Annotated in this window: 20 protein-coding genes; 10 read left to right on the top strand and 10 right to left on the bottom strand. The window is 50.8% G+C overall.

Annotated features, from left to right (window positions below; translation table 11 throughout):
- Window positions 1–787: SPOR domain-containing protein (locus tag Q0P86_RS14430; protein ID WP_295040410.1), on the bottom strand; the 787-nt coding region annotated here is incomplete at its 3' end.
- 210 nt (window positions 788–997) lie between these two features.
- Between Q0P86_RS14430 and rpsU the strand changes: the two genes are divergently transcribed.
- The 3 genes from rpsU (at window position 998) to Q0P86_RS14415 (ending at window position 2,235) form a co-directional block, all read left to right on the top strand.
- A complete protein-coding gene (rpsU, locus tag Q0P86_RS14425; RefSeq protein WP_014546541.1) occupies window positions 998–1,207 on the top strand; it encodes a 30S ribosomal protein S21 in 210 nt (69 codons plus the stop codon).
- A 172-nt stretch (window positions 1,208–1,379) separates the two neighbouring features.
- Complete coding sequence (locus tag Q0P86_RS14420; protein ID WP_072979896.1) at window positions 1,380–1,850, top strand: GatB/YqeY domain-containing protein; 471 nt, start codon at window positions 1,380–1,382, stop codon at window positions 1,848–1,850.
- A 223-nt stretch (window positions 1,851–2,073) separates the two neighbouring features.
- Window positions 2,074–2,235 carry a hypothetical protein gene (locus Q0P86_RS14415; protein ID WP_295040407.1) on the top strand — a complete coding sequence of 54 codons (162 nt, stop codon included), beginning with the start codon at window positions 2,074–2,076 and terminating at the stop codon, window positions 2,233–2,235.
- Between the two features lie 122 nt (window positions 2,236–2,357).
- On the opposite strand, the gene Q0P86_RS14410 is transcribed toward Q0P86_RS14415, so the two are convergent.
- Window positions 2,358–3,347 carry an Rpn family recombination-promoting nuclease/putative transposase gene (locus tag Q0P86_RS14410; RefSeq protein ID WP_295040405.1) on the bottom strand — a complete coding sequence of 330 codons (990 nt, stop codon included), beginning with the start codon at window positions 3,345–3,347 and terminating at the stop codon, window positions 2,358–2,360.
- Window positions 3,348–3,672: 325 nt separating this feature from the next.
- On the opposite strand from Q0P86_RS14410, the gene Q0P86_RS14405 reads away from it, so the two are divergent.
- The 3 genes from Q0P86_RS14405 to Q0P86_RS14395 all read left to right on the top strand — a co-directional run bounded on the left by Q0P86_RS14405 (window position 3,673) and on the right by Q0P86_RS14395 (window position 8,016).
- Window positions 3,673–4,194 carry a phospholipase D family protein gene (locus Q0P86_RS14405; RefSeq protein ID WP_295040403.1) on the top strand — a complete coding sequence of 174 codons (522 nt, stop codon included), beginning with the start codon at window positions 3,673–3,675 and terminating at the stop codon, window positions 4,192–4,194.
- Window positions 4,195–4,433: 239 nt separating this feature from the next.
- Window positions 4,434–6,350 carry a hypothetical protein gene (locus Q0P86_RS14400; protein ID WP_295040401.1) on the top strand — a complete coding sequence of 639 codons (1,917 nt, stop codon included), beginning with the start codon at window positions 4,434–4,436 and terminating at the stop codon, window positions 6,348–6,350.
- Between the two features lie 136 nt (window positions 6,351–6,486).
- On the top strand, window positions 6,487–8,016 hold the full coding sequence (locus Q0P86_RS14395; RefSeq protein WP_295040400.1) for a sigma 54-interacting transcriptional regulator: 1,530 nt from the start codon (window positions 6,487–6,489) through the stop codon (window positions 8,014–8,016).
- A 40-nt stretch (window positions 8,017–8,056) separates the two neighbouring features.
- Here Q0P86_RS14395 and Q0P86_RS14390 read toward each other — a convergent pair whose 3' ends face one another.
- Genes Q0P86_RS14390 through Q0P86_RS14380 form a run of 3 tightly spaced genes read right to left on the bottom strand, consistent with a single transcriptional unit; the run spans window position 8,057 to window position 10,379 of the window.
- Window positions 8,057–8,428 carry a P-II family nitrogen regulator gene (locus Q0P86_RS14390; protein ID WP_290996247.1) on the bottom strand — a complete coding sequence of 124 codons (372 nt, stop codon included), beginning with the start codon at window positions 8,426–8,428 and terminating at the stop codon, window positions 8,057–8,059.
- Window positions 8,425–8,838, bottom strand: a complete 414-nt coding sequence (locus Q0P86_RS14385) for a hypothetical protein (protein ID WP_290996246.1) — start codon at window positions 8,836–8,838, stop codon at window positions 8,425–8,427. The genes Q0P86_RS14390 and Q0P86_RS14385 overlap by 4 nt, the downstream gene beginning before the upstream one ends.
- Before the next feature lie 8 nt (window positions 8,839–8,846).
- Window positions 8,847–10,379, bottom strand: coding sequence for a DUF1538 domain-containing protein (locus Q0P86_RS14380; protein WP_295040399.1), 1,533 nt, complete (start codon window positions 10,377–10,379; stop codon window positions 8,847–8,849).
- Between the two features lie 62 nt (window positions 10,380–10,441).
- Here Q0P86_RS14380 and Q0P86_RS14375 point away from each other — a divergent pair, with 62 nt between their 5' ends.
- The 3 genes from Q0P86_RS14375 to Q0P86_RS14365 are packed head-to-tail and all read left to right on the top strand — an operon-like array spanning window position 10,442 to window position 12,060.
- A complete protein-coding gene (locus Q0P86_RS14375; RefSeq protein WP_295040397.1) occupies window positions 10,442–11,038 on the top strand; it encodes a sigma-70 family RNA polymerase sigma factor in 597 nt (198 codons plus the stop codon).
- Between the two features lie 2 nt (window positions 11,039–11,040).
- Window positions 11,041–11,400: a hypothetical protein gene (locus Q0P86_RS14370; protein WP_295040395.1), complete on the top strand. Its 360-nt coding sequence runs from the start codon at window positions 11,041–11,043 to the stop codon at window positions 11,398–11,400.
- 3 nt (window positions 11,401–11,403) lie between these two features.
- Window positions 11,404–12,060 (top strand): hypothetical protein, encoded by a 657-nt coding sequence (locus Q0P86_RS14365; protein ID WP_290996241.1) that lies wholly within the window; start codon window positions 11,404–11,406, stop codon window positions 12,058–12,060.
- Between the two features lie 269 nt (window positions 12,061–12,329).
- On the opposite strand, the gene Q0P86_RS14360 is transcribed toward Q0P86_RS14365, so the two are convergent.
- Window positions 12,330–12,893: an HD domain-containing protein gene (locus Q0P86_RS14360; protein ID WP_295040393.1), complete on the bottom strand. Its 564-nt coding sequence runs from the start codon at window positions 12,891–12,893 to the stop codon at window positions 12,330–12,332.
- A gap of 104 nt (window positions 12,894–12,997) precedes the next feature.
- Between Q0P86_RS14360 and pgi the strand changes: the two genes are divergently transcribed.
- A complete protein-coding gene (gene pgi, locus Q0P86_RS14355; RefSeq protein ID WP_295040391.1) occupies window positions 12,998–14,659 on the top strand; it encodes a glucose-6-phosphate isomerase in 1,662 nt (553 codons plus the stop codon).
- Between the two features lie 99 nt (window positions 14,660–14,758).
- Here pgi and Q0P86_RS14350 read toward each other — a convergent pair whose 3' ends face one another.
- From Q0P86_RS14350 to Q0P86_RS14335, 4 genes are all read right to left on the bottom strand, one after another.
- Window positions 14,759–14,944 carry a hypothetical protein gene (locus Q0P86_RS14350; RefSeq protein ID WP_295040390.1) on the bottom strand — a complete coding sequence of 62 codons (186 nt, stop codon included), beginning with the start codon at window positions 14,942–14,944 and terminating at the stop codon, window positions 14,759–14,761.
- Complete coding sequence (locus Q0P86_RS14345; protein WP_295040388.1) at window positions 14,932–15,450, bottom strand: PIN domain-containing protein; 519 nt, start codon at window positions 15,448–15,450, stop codon at window positions 14,932–14,934. The genes Q0P86_RS14350 and Q0P86_RS14345 overlap by 13 nt, the downstream gene beginning before the upstream one ends.
- Before the next feature lie 555 nt (window positions 15,451–16,005).
- Window positions 16,006–16,620 carry an OmpA family protein gene (locus tag Q0P86_RS14340; RefSeq protein ID WP_295040387.1) on the bottom strand — a complete coding sequence of 205 codons (615 nt, stop codon included), beginning with the start codon at window positions 16,618–16,620 and terminating at the stop codon, window positions 16,006–16,008.
- 6 nt (window positions 16,621–16,626) lie between these two features.
- The coding region (locus tag Q0P86_RS14335; RefSeq protein ID WP_295040385.1) for a hypothetical protein at window positions 16,627–17,558 on the bottom strand (932 nt) is incomplete at its 5' end.

Raw genomic sequence — 17,558 nt, 5'->3', positions numbered from 1 at the left:
GTGCCGGGGCAGGAGCCGGTGCGGGCTCGGGTGCGGGAGCGGGTTCCGGTGCCGGGGCAGGAGCCGGTGCGGGCTCGGGTGCGGGAGCGGGTTCCGGTGCCGGAGCAGGAGCCGGTGCGGGCTCGGGTGCGGGAGCGGGTTCCGGTGCCGGAGCAGGAGCCGGTTCAGGCTCAGGTGCAGGAGCGGGTTCCGGGGCAGGAGTCGGCTCGGAGTAAGAATTGTTGGAGTAGTTGGAGTAATCTTCATCTCCGCCGGGGTTACCTACGTCGTCGTTCTTGCTCATGTCCACCCACCAGGCGTAGTTGAGCGGAGAAAGAACCTGCTTGCCGTATTCCTGGGCATTGGCGCTCGATTCGAAATAGCCGACGCGGATGCGGTAGTAGGTGCCTTCGAGTTCGCCCGGGTTTTCCACTTCGGCGATGTAGGCCTTCACGTTGCTTTCGGCGAGCTTCTTCACGATGCCATCGGCGGCCTTCTTGGAAGACTGGATGCTGACCTGGATGACAAAGTCGCCCTTGTCAAGCTGCTGCACGCTGCCGGTCGGTGCGGGAGCCTTTTTCCGGGCGTCTTCGGCTGCTTCGTCAGCCTTGGTGTTTGCGGAGAGGGACTGGAGGGGCACGAGTTCTGGTTCTTCGGCCTTCGGCTGTTCCTCGGCCTTGGGGGCGGATGCCTGGGCGGCCGGCTTGGCCGGTTGCATCTGCGGAACGAGTTCTTCTTCGTCATTGCATGCGGCTAGCATGGAGCCGGCAAGTGCAATGGCAGCGAGCGAAATGATTGACTTTTTCATCCAATTCTCCAATTTTTTTTGAAAAAACCGAGGACTTAAACTTTTTCAATAAAAATATACATAAGTCTTTGATAATCCGCAAGTTATGATGAAAAAAATGTAAAAAAAATGCTTAAAAACGGACGTTTTTTTATACCCTTGACGAAATTCGTACAATTAGATATATTTGGCTATCCAAAAACGAATTTCTAATTTAACCAAAGGATAATCGTGATCGGCGTAATTGTTAAGTCCAACGAACCTTTCGAACGCGCTCTCAAGCGTTTCACCAAGTCTTGCGAAAAGAACGGCATCATTTCCGATGTCAAGAAGCGTCAGCGCTTCGAAAAGCCTTCTGAAGAAAAGAAGCGCATCGAAACTGCTGCCCGTCGCAAGCGCCTGAAGGAAATCGCTGACCAGAACCGCAAGCGTCTCTACTAGTCGTCGACTGGCTGTGCCAGTTTGTCGTAGTGGAATCGCCAAGGCTTTCTAGGACGTCGTTTCTAGCCTTGTGTTGTAATGAGTCGTCGGTCTATGACCGGTGACTCGTTGCGTGTTTTTAGAGTTTAAACCTTATTGCCGGGAGCGGGGCGTAATCCGCCAGGGGTAAAACATGAGCAGCGCATTGCTGACTAAGATTAAAGACGACATCAAGGCCGCCATGAAGGCACACGATTCCGAGACCCTCGGAACGCTCCGTACCCTCCATTCCGACATCAAGAACGAAGCCATGAAGAACGGTGCCACTCCGGCCCAGATCGAAGAGACGATCACCGACGAAATGTGCGTCGACGTTCTTGCCCGTAGCGTGAAACAGAAGCAGGAAGCAATCGACATCCTCACGAAGGGTGGCTTCATGGACAAGATTCCTGCCGAAGAAGCGACCATCGCCCTGTACCGCAAGTACATGCCTGCCGAGATGACCGAAGACGAAGTCAAGGCGCTCATTGCAGAAATCAAGGCCGCGACCGGAGCCTCTAGCCCCAAGGACATGGGCAAGGTCATGAAGGAACTCTCCCCGAAGGTCAAGGGCCGCTTCGACGCCAAGCGCGCATCTGCCCTGGTGCAGGAAGCTCTTAAGTAGTCTCGTGGAAGCGCGGAGGTCGACTGACTATATCACGTTCGTTATCGTGGTATCCGCATTCGCGGTGTTGACTCTGCATACGAACAACTGCTTCTGGTTTTATTCCGGGAAAGAAGATTATTGGTTCTCGGCAAATATCATTGAATGCGCATTCTATTTTGCGGTCCAGCTGTTCTTTATGGTCAGCGGGATTGCGCTTATGGATTTTTTTGACAGGTATTCTATGAAACGTTTCTTTGCGAGGCGTTTCATGAAGACTATGCAATATCTTTCTACCCTTCTTGAAAAAGGTTTTCAATTCGGACTTGAATGTCATGTTCAGCGTTTCTATGTTGGCCGGATTTTTGATATGGCCGCTGTTAGGATGGTTGTTGCACAACTATGAATTCAAAAGGTGGCACAAGGCGTTAATCCATGTCGCGGGTTTGTCCGAAATGTTCGTGTATTTCAACATGGCACGCCAACATTTGTGTTGACATGCCTTTTTTTGAAACAGACGCTTGACGCTTAGAGCTTGCGGATTTCGTCTTCGGTGAGCTTGGAAATCTGCATAACCTTTTCGATAGGGTCACCGAGGCCGAGCATCGCTTTCGCCATTTCCCGAGCCTTGTTCATTTCGCCTTCTGCACGCCCTTCTGCACGCCCTTCTGCACGGGCACGGACCTTGAGGGTCGCCAGATAGTCCAGTTCTTCTTCCGTCATCACCATGTTTCTTGCCTGCTGTTTAAGGATGCTGTCTGGAGCAGTCTTTACAAGAAGACGCTTGATCGCCTGGGCGATTACATCGTCGTTAAAGTCGGGGAGCGAGTCGGATTCGCCGGCGTGCTTCAAAAGCCAGAGCCAGCGGTCCTCGTCGGTCTCTACCTGTTCCATCGTCTTGTTGAACTGCGTCAGGTCGTAAAGAATATACTTAACCTTGTCGGTCAGCGTCAACCCCTTTTCGTTACAGATGCCCCAGGTGCCGCAGTAATCGTCCTGCTGTTCCAAGTGAAAATCGCAGACCCAGATGGCGTAAGTGGGAGGAATTTCGTACCGGGAGACTTCACGCAGAGCGCGCTGCTCATCGGAGAGGTCCCTTGCAGATTCCTTAAAGAATTCCTGGTCCCATTCGTACTTGCTCTGAAGCATGAAGGCGCTGTGCTGCAAAAGGATGCGCTCGATAAAGCGGCTGTGCTTTGCCTTCTGCATCTCTACATTGATGCTGTACCCGTTGGACGTTGTCGCGCGGATATCGAGGCGGAAGCTCTTGGATTGCGGGAAAAGGATGTTCACCTCAGTGTTCTTCACCACAACGGAGACGATACGGTTCTCGCCCTTCAGGTGGAATACTCCGTTCAAGAAACTGACAAGAGCCTTGGGGTCGTTCAGGAAAACTTTGAACGCCACATCGTAGCGCGGATCCAGGTAGGTACGGGTCTTGATTGTTTCGTAGGTTACCTGCTCCCAATATTCGCGGGACGCTTCCGCAAAATCGGGAAAAATGGGATTGATAGACATGGATGTCCTTTGTCGCGTACGCGACAGAAAAGGGGTGTAGTCCCCAAATGGGTTTATGAGTGATTGTGTGTGCGCCAAACCACTGTTTGGCGGAAGTCTGTCACCTTGCAGGAGGAGGCCCACTCCCGTGGTCGGCTGCGTCGCTTGCCGACTTTATACCTGCTTTCTTTAAACGCTAGGCGCAGATGGTGTAACATCCGGGCCGGGAACTCGCTTGCCTTGATATGTATGGCATGTTTACCGCCGTCGTCCGGGTTGTCCAAATACAATTGGGAATATATAAAAATGCAAGACGAAAAGCAAGAGTGAGGTTATATTTACTCCCATGCCCACATTCACCAAGTACATCCAGAACGAGGAACATTACTCCGAGGTCATCGCGCGGATTGCGAAAGTCCGCGAGACGTTGTGGATTGGCACTGCCGACATCAAGGATGTCTACGTGAAGCAGGACGGCGAATCGATGCCCTTGCTCGGGCAGCTGGCCGCACTCCTGAAGCGCGGCGTGGGCGTGCGGCTCATTCACGCGAAAGAGCCCGGCCCGAATTTCCGCAAGGACTTCGACCGTTTCAAGATTCTTGCGACCGACCTCGAACGCGTCATGTGCCCGCGGGTGCATTTCAAGATGATGATTTTCGACTTGGAGACCGCTTACATCGGTTCCGCGAACTTGACGGGTGCGGGCATCGGCATGAAGAGCAGCCTGCGTCGCAACTTCGAGGCGGGTATTCTCACCAACGACCCCGCGCTTGTGCAGCCTGCCATTGAACAGTTCGACACGCTCTGGATGGGCTCGCACTGCAAAAATTGTGGTCGCCAGGAATTCTGCAGCGACAGGATTAAGTAGAAAATTTGTAAAATGTCATCTTTTGACATTGAACTGAATGTATATTTGAAATACGAAAAAAAGTTGGAAATCGATTTACTTTTTTTGATAAAAGCACGATATATAAAGTAGAAGGCTTTTATTTGACAATGTAAACGGATTTCAGCGGATTTTAGCGAGTCATAGGCTGTTCCTATTTGCGCCCTCGCGGGCACGCCCTAAATTTTTACAGCTCGACTCGCAACTTTTGAGGATGCATTATGAATCTTGAAGTCATTTCGTATTTCAATGTTGCCTTGAGCAATACCGAGGGTGACGCGAAAGCTCTCTCCTTCGAAGAAGTGAACGCCGAGGCCGCCCAATACGGGTGGTTGGTGCATCCTGATTGCTGCAATTCCGATACCTTGCAGTGGGTCCGAGAAATTGCCAAGACAAAATACAACAAGACATTCTACAAGGAATGGGCGGATATCGTATCCAAGACTCGGTTTGAACTCTTGGTGGATCAGCTGTGCCATTACGCATCGACCTATGGCACGGGTTTTACGGAGGGGGAAGGCTATATGCCGAACCATGACGATGTCGTCATCCCCTTCAAAAAGTTCAAGGTCATTTTGCCGTGCACTAAAAGGGAACTGTTCGACAAGTGCGCGGGGCTTATCAAGTCGGGTATCGCCATGAACGAGCAAACCCAGAAGACTTGCTCGGAATATGTCGTAAACGCTCTTGCCGATTGGAGTGAATTCGGTTTTTCGATTGACGATGTGAAAAACAAGGAAGCGCAAGCGACAATTGCCGCCTTGACGGGTGTGTATCCGCAAGATGAATTTGCGTTGCTCCGTTGCCTGGTCTATCGTGCGACCGGTTCTACCATGCTTATCAAGAGCAAGGACGTCATTGCCTGCGTAAAGAAAAATGCGAGCAAGATTCCCCTTGGCGTTCTTTCCGATGCACAGCTTGTGAAACTCTCCAGAATTTTCCTTCGCTTCAAGCCGCTCTTTTTAGCTATGAAAGCGAGTGCGGAAAAATCTCCGATTCTGAATCCAGATTTTATTGCTGCTGCTCGAAAAATCGGCGTTGAAGTTCCAGCGGAAGCAGGGAAAAGAGTTTCGAATGCCTCCGTTGTAAATAAACTCCGTAAGCTTGCCGAAAAGAACCATACCCCTCTTGAAAAGGGCTTCTGGGAGACCGTTCTTGTCGAGAAGAAAAGCCTTGACGATATCAAGAAAAATGTTGCCAATATTTCGAATTTCAAAAAGGCAACGCTCATGCAGGGCATCAAGATGCGACTTTCGGGGCAATCGGGGCAGTGTTATGTCATCCGCAATGGTAAATTGTTCGTGCGTGAAGGCTATGCTCCAAAAAATGACGATGCGTACTTGATGCAAATCTATACGATTCTCCATGATTCGCTAGTTGAAAGTCTCAAGCCGAAGGCCTGCACGGTTCGCTATCCGAAGGGTTTGAACATAGCAGTCCCTTCCAGCGAAAAGAATTTCATAGGTAATTACCCCATGGGAACTAGTGTGGATATGGGCGACGACCACAACGTTGTTGGAATCTACTGGCATAATGATTGGGGCACGAACGATTTCGACCTCCATTACATGTCGCTTGACGGAGCGTCCTATGGCTGGAACGCACGTTATAGCTCCCAAAGCGGCAAGAAAGAAAACATCATTTACTCTGGCGATATAACCAATGCTCCTAAAGGTGCGACGGAATTGATGTATATCGGCGGGAAAGCACCCGAAGGAAAGTTCGAGGCTTGCAGATTTAGCGGAACAACGAATGATTCTCAGTTCAAGTTCTTTGTAGCTCGATGTGACCGTGCTTCGTTGAATTTGGACAAGAGCGAATGCGGCCCGATGGTAGATCCTAATGATGTCGTGGCGGAATTCATGATTCCTGTAGAAGGGTATGAAAGGAAGAATATCGCGATGACAATTGATAATCGCTTTGTGCTGATGGACTTGGATATCGGCAGCGGAAGGGTTCCCACGCGTGAATTGCAGAAAATTGTAATAGGCAAGTTTCGCGTAAAAGTAAGATCTTTTCTAAATTTGAAGGAGGTTCTGGAAGCTGCTGGCTTTACAGAAGTCAAAAGCGACGATGACGAAGTCGGGCTGGACTTGACGCAACCGAGCAAGGACTCCCTCATCGAATTGTTCGCGTAAGATTTAAAGACAGGCATAGAATGTTCCTATTTGATGCCGTGGGTTACCGGTTCGAGTCCGGTCAGGGGTTTCCCCTGTAGCTCAAGTGGTAGAGCGATGGTTTTACATTCCGCCTGTTTTTTCTAAATTCTGTTGTATGCCCACGTCGCAATCCAAAATCCAGGAACTGGAACTGCTCTACAAGATTAGTTCCATTCTGAACCAGACGCTCGATTTCGAGAGCGTCGCGCACCCGATTCTGGAAGTGGTAGAATCGACGATGGGCGTGGAACATGCGACGCTTACGCTGTACAACCGCCACACGGGCGAAATTTCCATTGAAATTGCCGAGGGCTTGAGCAGTCGCCAGGCGCGTAAGGGCCGCTACAAGGTGGGCGAGGGCATTACCGGCCGCGTTGTGGAAACGGGTAAGCCTATTATCATTCCCTCGGTTGCGAAAGACCCGGACTTCTTGGACCGCACGGGTCGCGGCAAGAGCGAAGATAAGGCCTTCCTCTGTGTTCCCGTGATTATGGAGCACGAGGTCATTGGCGCCTTCAGTGCCGACGTGCAGAACCCGGTGGAAGACGAACTTCCCGAAAAACTCCGCCTGCTAGAAATTATCGCGCAGATGCTTGCAGCGGCAGTGAAGCTCCGTCGCGAGGCCCGCGAAGAAAATGAACTCCTGAAGGCCGAAAACGAGCGCTTGACATTGGAACTCAAGGACCGTTTCCAGCCCGACAACATCATAGGGCGTTCCAGCGAGATGCAACGCGTGTACGCGCAGATTGACCAGGTTTCAAAAAGCCCGCTCCCCGCGCTTATCGTGGGTGAGGTCGGTACGGGCAAGGGGCTCGTAGCCGAAGCCATCCACTACCGCTCCGACCGCAACATGGGGCCGTTCGTCCGCGTCCATTGCGCTTCCATGCCGGAATCGGTACTTGACCGCGAACTGTTCGGTAGCGTGCGTGGTGCCCTCGTGGGAGTGTTCGCCGAGACGCCCGGCCGCGTAGAACAAGCCGAAGGCGGCTCGCTGTTCCTTGACGAAGTGGGCGAGCTTTCGCCAAACCTTCAGGTAAAGTTATTGCGCCTGTTGCAGAACGGCGAAGTGGAACGCATTGGCGCCCGCATTTCTAAAAAGGTGAATGTGCGCGTGATTGCGGCCACCACCAAGAACCTGCAGCAGATGGTGGAAGAAGGAACCTTCCGCGAAGACCTCTATTACCAGCTGCACATCTTCCCGATTTATGTGCCGCCATTGCGTAACCGCAAGACGGACATCGTGCTTCTGGCGGACCATTTTGTGGAACATTACTGCCGCATCGTGGGCAAAAATGTCCGCCGCCTTGCGCGCACCACCATCAACATGCTCATGAGTTACCCGTGGCCCGGAAATGTCCGTGAACTTGAGAACGGCATCGAGCGTGCCGTCCTCGTTGCCGACGAAGACGTCATCTACCCGCACCATTTCCCGACCACGCTGCAGACCGCCGAAACCAGCGGCACTCCCGTGAACGGAAACTTGAAGCGTATGGTGGAGGCCTACGAGAAAGACATCATCTGCGATGCCCTAAAGAGTAGCAAGGGTAAGGTTGCCGCTGCGGCGCGCAGTCTTTCGACGACTCCGCGCATTCTTACGTATAAAATAAACCAACTTGGAATCGACTTGTCCGCATTTGGCAAGTAGATATTAGTTTGCCTTTTTTTTCGGCGCTTTCGATGGCGCTTTACGCTTTTTCCGCAGCTTTTTCAGCGGCGGCTTCGGCTGTCTTGATTTCGGCCTTCCACGGGGTAAGGCCTACCACGTTGTCTACGGGGAGGGAAAAGGCGATTCCCTGGCCCATGGTGTCAAGCCCCGCCTTCTGGTAAAGGGCGTGCAACACGGCGTCCTTGATTTTCGCGTCGACCAGGATCATCACGATTTCCTTTTCGGGTTGGATGGCGATATGGAAAAACGATTCGGCTTCCTTGTTTGCCGTACCGCGGGCGTTCAGGATCGTACCGCCGCGGGCTCCGGCGTCTTTGGCCGCATCCATCACGGTTTCAGAGAATCCGGTATTTACAATACAAAAGATGACTTCGTGATTGAATCCGCTCATTTTTCATTTCTCCGTACTGCATCACGGTTGTCGCTTAAAAAGTTGAAAATGGACTTGCCGATAACACTTGCCATGGGGATGGTGTAGGCGATGCCCTTGCCGCCCACGATGGTGTTGAACTTTTCGGCAAGGCTGTCGAGTGCCGCGGCAAGCTGGTTTTCGCCGATGATGCTGATGATGACGGCGCGGTCGGAATCCGCAAGGCCCATTGCCGTTGCAATTTCGCGGGGGGCCGTCCCTTGCCCGAACAGCACCATCTGCATGTTCACGCCAAAGGACTGGATGTGGTCCATATAAAAATCAGCCTTGGCACGACTCACCACCGTAATCAAAGTCTTGAGACGGTTCATCGAGACCTTGGCTCGGCTGCCGCGCACGATTCTGTTCCGGATTTTTTTATCGATTTCCACAGCGCCCCCTACATAAAGTCGATAATCTGTTCGTCGTCGGCATCTTGGATGCGACGCATCATCATGCGGTTACGGAGCGCCGTCGAAACGGTGGCCCTGAAACCGAGTACCTGGATGGTAATCAATGGTGTCAGCGCGACCATCGCGACAATGCCGAAAGCGTAGTTCAAAATGGAATCGCCACCGTCGCGGAGGCCTGCACAAGCGCCAATGGCTAGTGGCAGAATGAAACTGGAGGTTAACGGACCGCTCGCCACGCCACCGGAGTCAAATGCGATTGCCGTATAAAGTTTCGGCACAAAGAACGAAAGGCCGAGAGAAATAAAGTAGCCGGGAATTAGGTAGTAGATAATGGGGAAGCCGACAATGATGCGGATCATCGAGAGCCCGATAGAAAGTCCTACACCGACCGAGAGGGCGATTAGCATCGAACGCTTGGTCACGAGGCCTCCCGTAATCTCTTCGACTTGCTTGTTGAGCACGTGCACGGCCGGTTCTGCGAGCACCACCACCATTCCAAGGACAAATCCTGCTATTACGAGTGCCTTTGGCATGGCACCCAGCTGCTTGCCCAGTTCGAAACCGATTGGCATAAATCCGACGGAGACGGCCGTCAAGAAAACCACCAACCCCACGAATGTGTAAACGATACCGAATGCCATCGGGATGAGCTTGCTCCACGAAAGCCGAAGAACGGTCAGCTGCAGGAGCATAAAGAAAATCACGATAAGACCGAGGGCGATGACAACTTCCTTGGCGACTCCGATGATGGTGGGCAGAAAATTCAGACCGAGGCTTGCATCAATAGAGTAGGCCGATTCCGTAAGTTGGTAACTCAGGTCGCCTTTCGAAAAAATCACGAGTCCCATGAGGGCGATAATCGGACCCACCGAGCAGAGTGCGATCAGGCCGAAACTGTTCTCGTTCGCGTTCTTGCCGCCAATGGCCCCTGCCACACCGACGCCGAGCGCCATGATGAAGGGGACAGTAATCGGCCCTGTCGTCACGCCACCTGAATCGAATGCAAGGGGGACGAACATTTCTTTTTCGAAAGAAAGCATCAGCATGCCGAGCATGAACAGCATTAGGTAAAAGAAGATGATGATTGTCGAAAGGTCGCGCTTGAAAACGATCTTGATGATGGAAAGGGCGAGGAATCCGCCGACGCCGATGCCGATGGTCGCAATCAGGAGCGTCGGTTCCACGGCGGCGCGCACCTGTTCGGCAAGCACTGACAAGTCGGGCTCCGCAACGGTTATGAGAACGCCCATTACGAAACACACCGAAACTAGCAACTGCAAGCGCCGTGATTTGACGAGGCCGGAACCCACGTGTTCGCCCATCGGGGTCATGGCGAGGTCGGCGCCCAGGTTAAAAAGCCCGATGCCCCCGATCAGGAACACGGCGCAAATGCCAAAGACGATTAGCTGCTTGGGGGAAAATTGGACAAGCGGCGTAAACGACACCGCGAGCACAATCAGCGTCACGGGCAAAACCGAGGCAAAAGCCTCTCGCAACTTATCCCAGAGAATCTTGAACATCCTCGGGAAATATAGAAAAAACGCAGGAAAAAGCTCTTTTTTATAATTATTTTTCACAAAAGATGCAACCGACGGACATTCAGGCGCATCTAAAGGGTACAATGGACGAAAAAGTGATATTTCAACATCTGCGGGAAGGTTGCCGCGAAGCGCTCGCCATGCTGTGGGAGGCCCACAGTGGACATGTGCTGAATCTCGCCTTCCGGATGTTGAAAAATCGCGACGAGGCCGAAGATATCCTGATGGATGTTTTTGTGCAGGTCCCGAAGGCCATCCAGGGCTTTCGCGGACAGTCCGCTATTGCAACATGGCTTTACAGGCTCACGGTAAACGCCTGCCTCATGAAGTTGCGTGGCGACAAGCGGCATCGCGAACTTGAAGAGGAACGCCTCGACGTGATCGTGGAGTCGGCTCTCGGCAAAGAAGAAAGATCCGATGAAAACTTTGATCCGGAACTTTTGGAAATGGGGCTGAATGCTCTCCAGGCCGAAACGCGAAGCATGCTCTGGCTCAAGGATGCCGAAGATTTAGACGTGAAGGACCTGGCGGAAATCTACAAGATGCCCGAAGGAACCATCAAGGCGCGCCTCAGCCGTGCAAGAACTTTTGTTCGCAACTACCTGAACGAACGCAAGACAAACTTTAAAAAAGGAGCTTAACCATGTCTACAAAAATTGACTTTTCGAAAATGGAGCGGCTCACTCCCCGGGCTGACTCGTGGAGCAAGGTCTGCGCAAGACTTGATGCCGAAAGCGCGAAGGGCAAGCTTGTCTCTATCAAGAGTTGGTATAGCGCGATTCCGCTGGCCGCAAGTTTTGTGCTTGTGAGCCTGACTGCGATTTTGCCGTCTTTCACCAGCGACATTGAACAGGAAAATTCTGTTTCGACCGAGTATGTATCTATCAATGAATCCGCACCGTCCGAAGTTTTGAGCTGGTACGGAAACCTCGGGAATTCCACCAGCGACGAGTTCGAAACATTGGAAGAAACGGTGGGCTTTAATTATTTAACCAAGGAGTAAACCATGAAGGGATCAAAGCTCTTTATTGCAAGCATTATAGTGCTTGCTCTGGCCTTAGGCTTTTTCGCCGGCAGGTTCTGCAATTTCAATTGCTGCTCTAGTACCGCAACCTGTTGCCAAAAGGGAGGTCCTTGCGTATGCTCGCAAGGTCTACCGTGCTCTTGCGAAAAGAATGGACAGCCTTGCCACTGTCCGAACTGCGCCAAGCATGAAAATGGCGAACACAAGCACACGGGTCCGCATGGCGACTTTGACAAGGGTCCGAAATTCAAAGGCCCGAACTTTGCCGCCATGGATTCCTTGCTGCAGGTGACACCGGAACAGAAGTCTGCCATCGAGGCTAGCCGCGTGAAAGGCGATTCCATTTTCAAGGTCCTCCGTCAGCAGAAACATGAGGCCGAAAGGGCTCTGGGCGAGGCTCTCGAAAGTAAGGATTCTGCCGGAATCGATGCCGCCAAGGCACGCGTTCTCGATGTAGACAGGTCTCTGCTGGAATACCGCATCAACGGAATGCAGGCCCTTGCCGGTATCTTGACTGCCGAACAGCTCGAAAAGTTTAACAACTTTCACAAGAAGCAAATGAGAAACTTTAGGGAGCGTATGAAAAATGGACCTAAAGGTCATAGCCCGCACGGTGAGCACGGTCCCCATCACAATTAACTTTCCTTGATAAGCAACAAGTCCTCGGCAGTCGTGCCGGGGACTTTCTGTCTTTAGTTTACTTCCTACGGTCAACAAGTCATTTCTTCATAAACGACAGGTTCTGTGCGACACGGAGGAGCCCTTCTGCGCGGTGCTTGTTGTTGGCAGACGCTCCGTTGAGGTCTTCTAGGAATCTTGTCAGTGCGTTGTTCGCGGTACTCCTCTAAGATAAGCGTTTCCTTGGGGGCAGGCCGTAGTCCTTTTTGGTTACCTGTTCCATATCGTGTCTAATTCCCAAAGACTTTGTTGATTGTTTCTGCAAATTCATCGTAGGCGAATGTTCCCCTGAGGCTTGCGAGTGCTCGCGCAAGCCCGCGGAAATGCCATTCGTGCGAAGCCTTGTCCTTGACGCAGAACAAGTCCCACACCTTGTCGCCAATCGCCTGGTAGTCGCGGTAGATGGCTCGGATGTTGCTTAATTTATCTGAAAGCGCTACAATCTTGACTTCGTTTGTAGCTGAAGACAATCGCTCAATGGCTTCTTCTTTGCGAAGTCTCCAACTTTCCTGACGGCTCTTGCCCTCGAACTCGATGTCGGATTCCGCTTCTACGAGTCCTGCAATGCGCTGGCCGAATTCTCGTTCGACATCCTTCAGGGTGATTTCGGTGTCTTCGACCGTGTCGTGGAGTGCTGCCGCGGCCAAAAGTTCCTGGTCGTTCGTCATGGTGGCTGCGATTGCGACTGCCTCCATTGGGTGAACGATGTAAGGGAAGCCTTTTCCCTTGCGTTCTGCTCCCTGGTGCGCCTTAACCGCAAATACGATTGCCTTGTCAAGAATTGATGTATCCATACTTTTGAATGTAGCATTTTCAATTCTGAATTCCGAATTCCGAACCCCGAATTTCCTATATTTGCACCCGAAACAAACACCCGCTTAGCGGAAAGGATTAATCTATGTCTAAACTGACTGATTCTATGGAATGGAAGGCCCTCGAGGCCCACGCCGAAGTCGCCAAGACCTGGCACATGAAGGAACTCTTCGCAAAGGACCCGGCTCGTGCCGAAAAGTTCAGCGCCGAAGCCTGCGGCCTCTTCCTAGACTACTCCAAGAACATCATCACCGACGAAACCATGGTCAAGCTCCAGGACCTCCTGAAGTCTGCCGGTTTCGAAGACATGCGTAAGAAGTACTTTGCCGGCGAAAAGATTAACACCACCGAAAAGCGCGCCGTGCTCCACACCGCTCTCCGCTACAAGGGTAATGACCCGATTTGCGTCGACGGCAAGGACGTGATGCCTGAAGTTCGCGCCGTGCTCAAGCACATGGAAGAATTCACCAAGCTCGTGCGTACCGGCAAGTGGAAGGGCCACACCGGCAAGTCCATCAAGTACGTGGTGAACATCGGTATCGGCGGTTCCGACCTGGGCCCCGTGATGGTGACCGAAGCCTTGAAGCCGTATGCCGACAAGCCGGCCGCTGGCGAATACTCTCCGGAAGTCTACTTCGTTTCTAACATCGACGGCACCCACATGGCCGAAACCCTCAAGAAGGTGAACATCGAAGAAACGCTCTTCATCGTCGCTTCCAAGACCTTCACCACTCTTGAAACCATGACCAACGCCGAAACTGCAAAGGCCGCTGTCCTCAAGGCCTTCAACGGCGACGAAAAGTCCATCGCCAAGCACTTCGTGGCGCTCTCCACCAACACCGAGGCCGTCGCTGCCTTCGGTATCGATACCGCCAACATGTTCGAATTCTGGAACTGGGTGGGTGGTCGCTACTCTCTGTGGTCTGCAATCGGTCTTTCCATTGCCCTCCGCATCGGTTTCGAGAACTACATGAAGCTCCATCAGGGCGCCTACGAAATGGATCAGCACTTCAAGACTGCTCCGGTGGAAAAGAACCTGCCCGTTATCCTCGCCCTTATCGGCGTGTGGTACAACAACTTCTTCGGCGCTTCCAGCTACGCCATGCTCCCGTATGACCAGTACCTCCATCGCCTGGCAGCCTACTTCCAGCAGGCCGACATGGAATCCAACGGCAAGACTGTTGACCGCGACTCCAAGCGCGTGAACTACCAGACCGGCCCGATCCTCTGGGGCGAACCGGGTACCAACGGCCAGCATGCCTTCTACCAGCTCATCCACCAGGGCACCAAGATGATTCCTTGCGACTTCATCGCCCCGGCAAACAGCCACAACCCTGTTGGCGATCACCACCAGAAGCTCCTCTCCAACTTCTTTGCACAGCCCGAAGCCTTGATGAACGGCAAGACCCTCGCCCAGGCCCAGGAAGAACTCCGCAAGGCTGGCAAGTCTGAAGAAGAAGTCGCTTTCCTCGCACCGCACAAGGTGTTCGAAGGCAACAAGCCCACCAACTCCATCATGATGGACTACGTTTCTCCGGAACGTCTGGGCGCCCTCATCGCCATGTACGAACACAAGATCTTCACCCAGGGCGTGATCTGGAACATCAACAGCTACGACCAGTGGGGTGTTGAACTGGGCAAGCAGCTCGCCATGAAGATCCTCCCGGAACTGAAGGCCGACACCGAACTCAAGCACGACTCTTCTACCAACCAGCTCATCAACTGGTTCAAGAGCCATCAGGGTTAATTCTTAAGCTGTCATCCCGGACTTGTTCCGGGATCTCCTTTACAAAACACCCCGTCCGGTTTATGCCGGGCGGGTGTTTTTGTAGAAACAAAATTCTACTTAAGGCTGGTACTTCTCCCGCTTTTCGCGGAGGGACTGAATGATAGATTGAACTTCTGGAGAAATTTTATTCAAATCCTCCAACAGTTCTTCCTGCGACAAGCCCTTTATTTTTTCGTAATGAGCTTCGCGGATTTTATGAATATCTTCTACAGTAAAGTCTTTCGAGATGTCTACTTTTTCCATAAACGATACTCCTCGTCTTCCTGATGTTCAATAAGAACCGTGGGTGATACAATTTCTATTGGCTTATATCCGTCAAGATTCGTAATTGCACGAATTCCACGAATCGTTTTGACATTTACCATATGTCTAAAATTCCAGGAAATAATGCAATCACAGCCGGCCAAGACCGCCGTTGCAATATGATAGCAATCATCAATGCTCTTGGCAGTAAGAATTCCCATTTCAACAATTTTATTCGCCAGTTTTACCGTTTCAACAAAACTTGGCAAACATGAGTATTTAATTTCATCAAGCCGTTCAAACATCATTGTTCTTTTAGGTTCATAGCACACCCCTAGTTCCTCCAAAGTTTTTGGAGAAAGGCACACTTCAAACTTTTCCTCTCGGAACATTTGCCACAGGGCCTGCGTATCCCGCATGCGTTCGGGCGTATCCTCCTGATGCAGGTAGCTGATCACAGAAGTGCCGAGATAGACCTTCAATTTTTTCTGATTATCATTAGACATTGCATCTCCTTTTCAAAAGAAAAAACACTTGATTATATCAAGTGTTCAGGAGACAATTTCTAACGCTCGGGATAGAATATAGAAAGCACCCTATTTTTGTAAAGGGTGCTTAGGTAAAAGGTTTGTAATTTATTGGAGAACATTCAAAACAGTTTTTAGATCGTCTAACCATCCAATGGTTCATGTTTTTTACTTGGGCTATGTATGCAAGCGCCCAAAACCATGTGCCTAAAATCGTTGAAAGCGAGACCGCAATATTTGCAATGGTAAGGACCCGCTTCAGCGCCTGTATAAAATTGGTGTTTCCTGGTTTTACTATAGTTGCAAGTACCCAAAGCTATCATTTTTGGGTCCCGCATAGCCATGCCGCAACACTTGCAGTGAAAGGGACCAGACTCATGTCCATCGTAAACAACATGCCTTTTCGTGGGACTATAGACACAAGCACCCAACGAAAGCGCACGCAATTCCGAGAACTTTAACGCACAATGTTTGCAAAAATAATTTGGCATAACAAAACCTAATCTGTGATGAATGATTTGTTACAGTTCCAATTCACCTTGTTACAAGTCTAATTTCAACGCGTCTGTTTTCTGCAGCTTCGGGATCAGCCTGATTTTTTAACTGATCAGGACCATAACCCACCACAGAAATTCTCCGACTGATATTAGCATCGCCCTGCACCGTACTCAACACCGCTTTTCGAGCCTCCCGGGCTCGTCCCGCGGATAAACTATAGTTATCATCAAATACGGCACATTTCTTTGCTACATTTGCCGAAACACCATGGACATCGACCGCATCAGTATGTCCTTCAAATTGTACCCAAATATTGTCGTGTTCCTTCATTGCTTCAGAAAGAATCGGAGCAATCTGTTGTTTTAAAACAGAATCGACCCTTGGGTTCAAACATGCACTGCCACGTTCAAAAGCTTGATCATTCAAGGTTATGATACTATCCTGAACACCAACACTTTTGATATTAGCAGCCTGCAATTTTGAGTCAATCATAGCGATTGTCTCTCGAACGCCCTGCCTTTTTTCTTCTTCGGCAGCTTGCTTCATCACAGACATCTTGACAACCATGACAACCAGCAACAGCATCACAACAGCTGTCACGCCGGCCATCAAGTCAGAGATGGATACAAAGGGATTAGGTTTCTCTTTCATCTACCACTATCCTTCAGTTGCAACCAGACTGCTTTTCACGGATAAATGATTTGAAACGCCAGCAAATCCTTTTTCGATGGTTTCAGTGATGTTCTCTGCAGACCTGGAAACAGAAGAATCTATTGCAGTTTTCATTTCTTCAAGAGTATCCTTGGTGTTTTCCGCCAGTTCCTTAGGGAGAAGCTTCATTGCAGATCTGATGTTCATATTAGCTGTGCCGATAGAGCCCAATTTTTGGTCGATTTTCTCAATGAGTTCGTTCATAGAATTTTGGAAGGCTCCAGACATCATCTTAACGGCTTCGGTAGATTCTTGAATATCGTCAAGCGTTATGTTGATTCGCTTACTGAAATTTTCAAGAGTACTATCAAGCTTTGCCTGGCTTTCAGTTGTCTTTGCGGACATATCTTCCACAGCGACTCGGATAGAGGAACCCGCGTCTTCCATAATCTTGCCGCTGGCATTGATCGATTCAACGAACTGAGTCTGGATATTGTTCAAGGTAGAAGTCACCGCTGGAGTGAATTCATCAACAGACTTAGACAGGGAATCTGCAGCCTTGCCCATACTCTTGGCGGAGGTAGCCACATAAGCAAACTGCTCCTTCATGGTAGAGCTGAGCCCTTCCATCATTTCGGTCTGAGATCGAGATTGAACAGCCAAGTCTTCCAATTGTTTCACAACGGACTCGGTCTCCTTGACCTGTTTTTTCATGTCTCGTTGCAGCCCCTTGAATCCTTCAACAACCGTCGTCTCAAGAGTATAGCAAAGGTTGGTGTTAACTTCATTGAGTTTGTCGTTAATGGATTCGAAACCTTTTACCAAGGCTGTCTGCAAAGATTTCTTGATACAATCGGCAATACTTTCACCAATACTTTCGTTGACTTTATTGTCCAAAAAATGGTTAAAACCCTGCACTTTCAGTGCAGCGACTTTCA

The organism is uncultured Fibrobacter sp. (assembly GCF_946062555.1).
Taxonomy (GTDB): Bacteria; Fibrobacterota; Fibrobacteria; order Fibrobacterales; family Fibrobacteraceae; genus Fibrobacter.
Note: the sequence above shows the minus strand (reverse complement) of the source record. Positions and strands in the feature narration are given on the sequence as shown.

What these genes read in the sequence shown, in the direction of transcription:
- Q0P86_RS14420 (WP_072979896.1), top strand. Translation starts at nt 1,380, where the DNA reads ATGAGCAGCGCATTGCTGACTAAGATTAAAGACGACATCAAGGCCGCC.
- Q0P86_RS14360 (WP_295040393.1), bottom strand. Translation starts at nt 12,893, where the DNA reads ATGGATACATCAATTCTTGACAAGGCAATCGTATTTGCGGTTAAGGCG.
- Q0P86_RS14340 (WP_295040387.1), bottom strand. Translation starts at nt 16,620, where the DNA reads ATGAAAGAGAAACCTAATCCCTTTGTATCCATCTCTGACTTGATGGCC.
- Q0P86_RS14395 (WP_295040400.1), top strand. Translation starts at nt 6,487, where the DNA reads ATGCCCACGTCGCAATCCAAAATCCAGGAACTGGAACTGCTCTACAAG.
- Q0P86_RS14365 (WP_290996241.1), top strand. Translation starts at nt 11,404, where the DNA reads ATGAAGGGATCAAAGCTCTTTATTGCAAGCATTATAGTGCTTGCTCTG.
- Q0P86_RS14370 (WP_295040395.1), top strand. Translation starts at nt 11,041, where the DNA reads ATGTCTACAAAAATTGACTTTTCGAAAATGGAGCGGCTCACTCCCCGG.
- Q0P86_RS14405 (WP_295040403.1), top strand. Translation starts at nt 3,673, where the DNA reads ATGCCCACATTCACCAAGTACATCCAGAACGAGGAACATTACTCCGAG.
- Q0P86_RS14345 (WP_295040388.1), bottom strand. Translation starts at nt 15,450, where the DNA reads ATGTCTAATGATAATCAGAAAAAATTGAAGGTCTATCTCGGCACTTCT.
- Q0P86_RS14350 (WP_295040390.1), bottom strand. Translation starts at nt 14,944, where the DNA reads ATGGAAAAAGTAGACATCTCGAAAGACTTTACTGTAGAAGATATTCAT.
- Q0P86_RS14380 (WP_295040399.1), bottom strand. Translation starts at nt 10,379, where the DNA reads ATGTTCAAGATTCTCTGGGATAAGTTGCGAGAGGCTTTTGCCTCGGTT.
- Q0P86_RS14415 (WP_295040407.1), top strand. Translation starts at nt 2,074, where the DNA reads ATGAAACGTTTCTTTGCGAGGCGTTTCATGAAGACTATGCAATATCTT.
- Q0P86_RS14400 (WP_295040401.1), top strand. Translation starts at nt 4,434, where the DNA reads ATGAATCTTGAAGTCATTTCGTATTTCAATGTTGCCTTGAGCAATACC.
- Q0P86_RS14375 (WP_295040397.1), top strand. Translation starts at nt 10,442, where the DNA reads ATGCAACCGACGGACATTCAGGCGCATCTAAAGGGTACAATGGACGAA.
- pgi (WP_295040391.1), top strand. Translation starts at nt 12,998, where the DNA reads ATGTCTAAACTGACTGATTCTATGGAATGGAAGGCCCTCGAGGCCCAC.
- Q0P86_RS14390 (WP_290996247.1), bottom strand. Translation starts at nt 8,428, where the DNA reads ATGAGCGGATTCAATCACGAAGTCATCTTTTGTATTGTAAATACCGGA.
- Q0P86_RS14410 (WP_295040405.1), bottom strand. Translation starts at nt 3,347, where the DNA reads ATGTCTATCAATCCCATTTTTCCCGATTTTGCGGAAGCGTCCCGCGAA.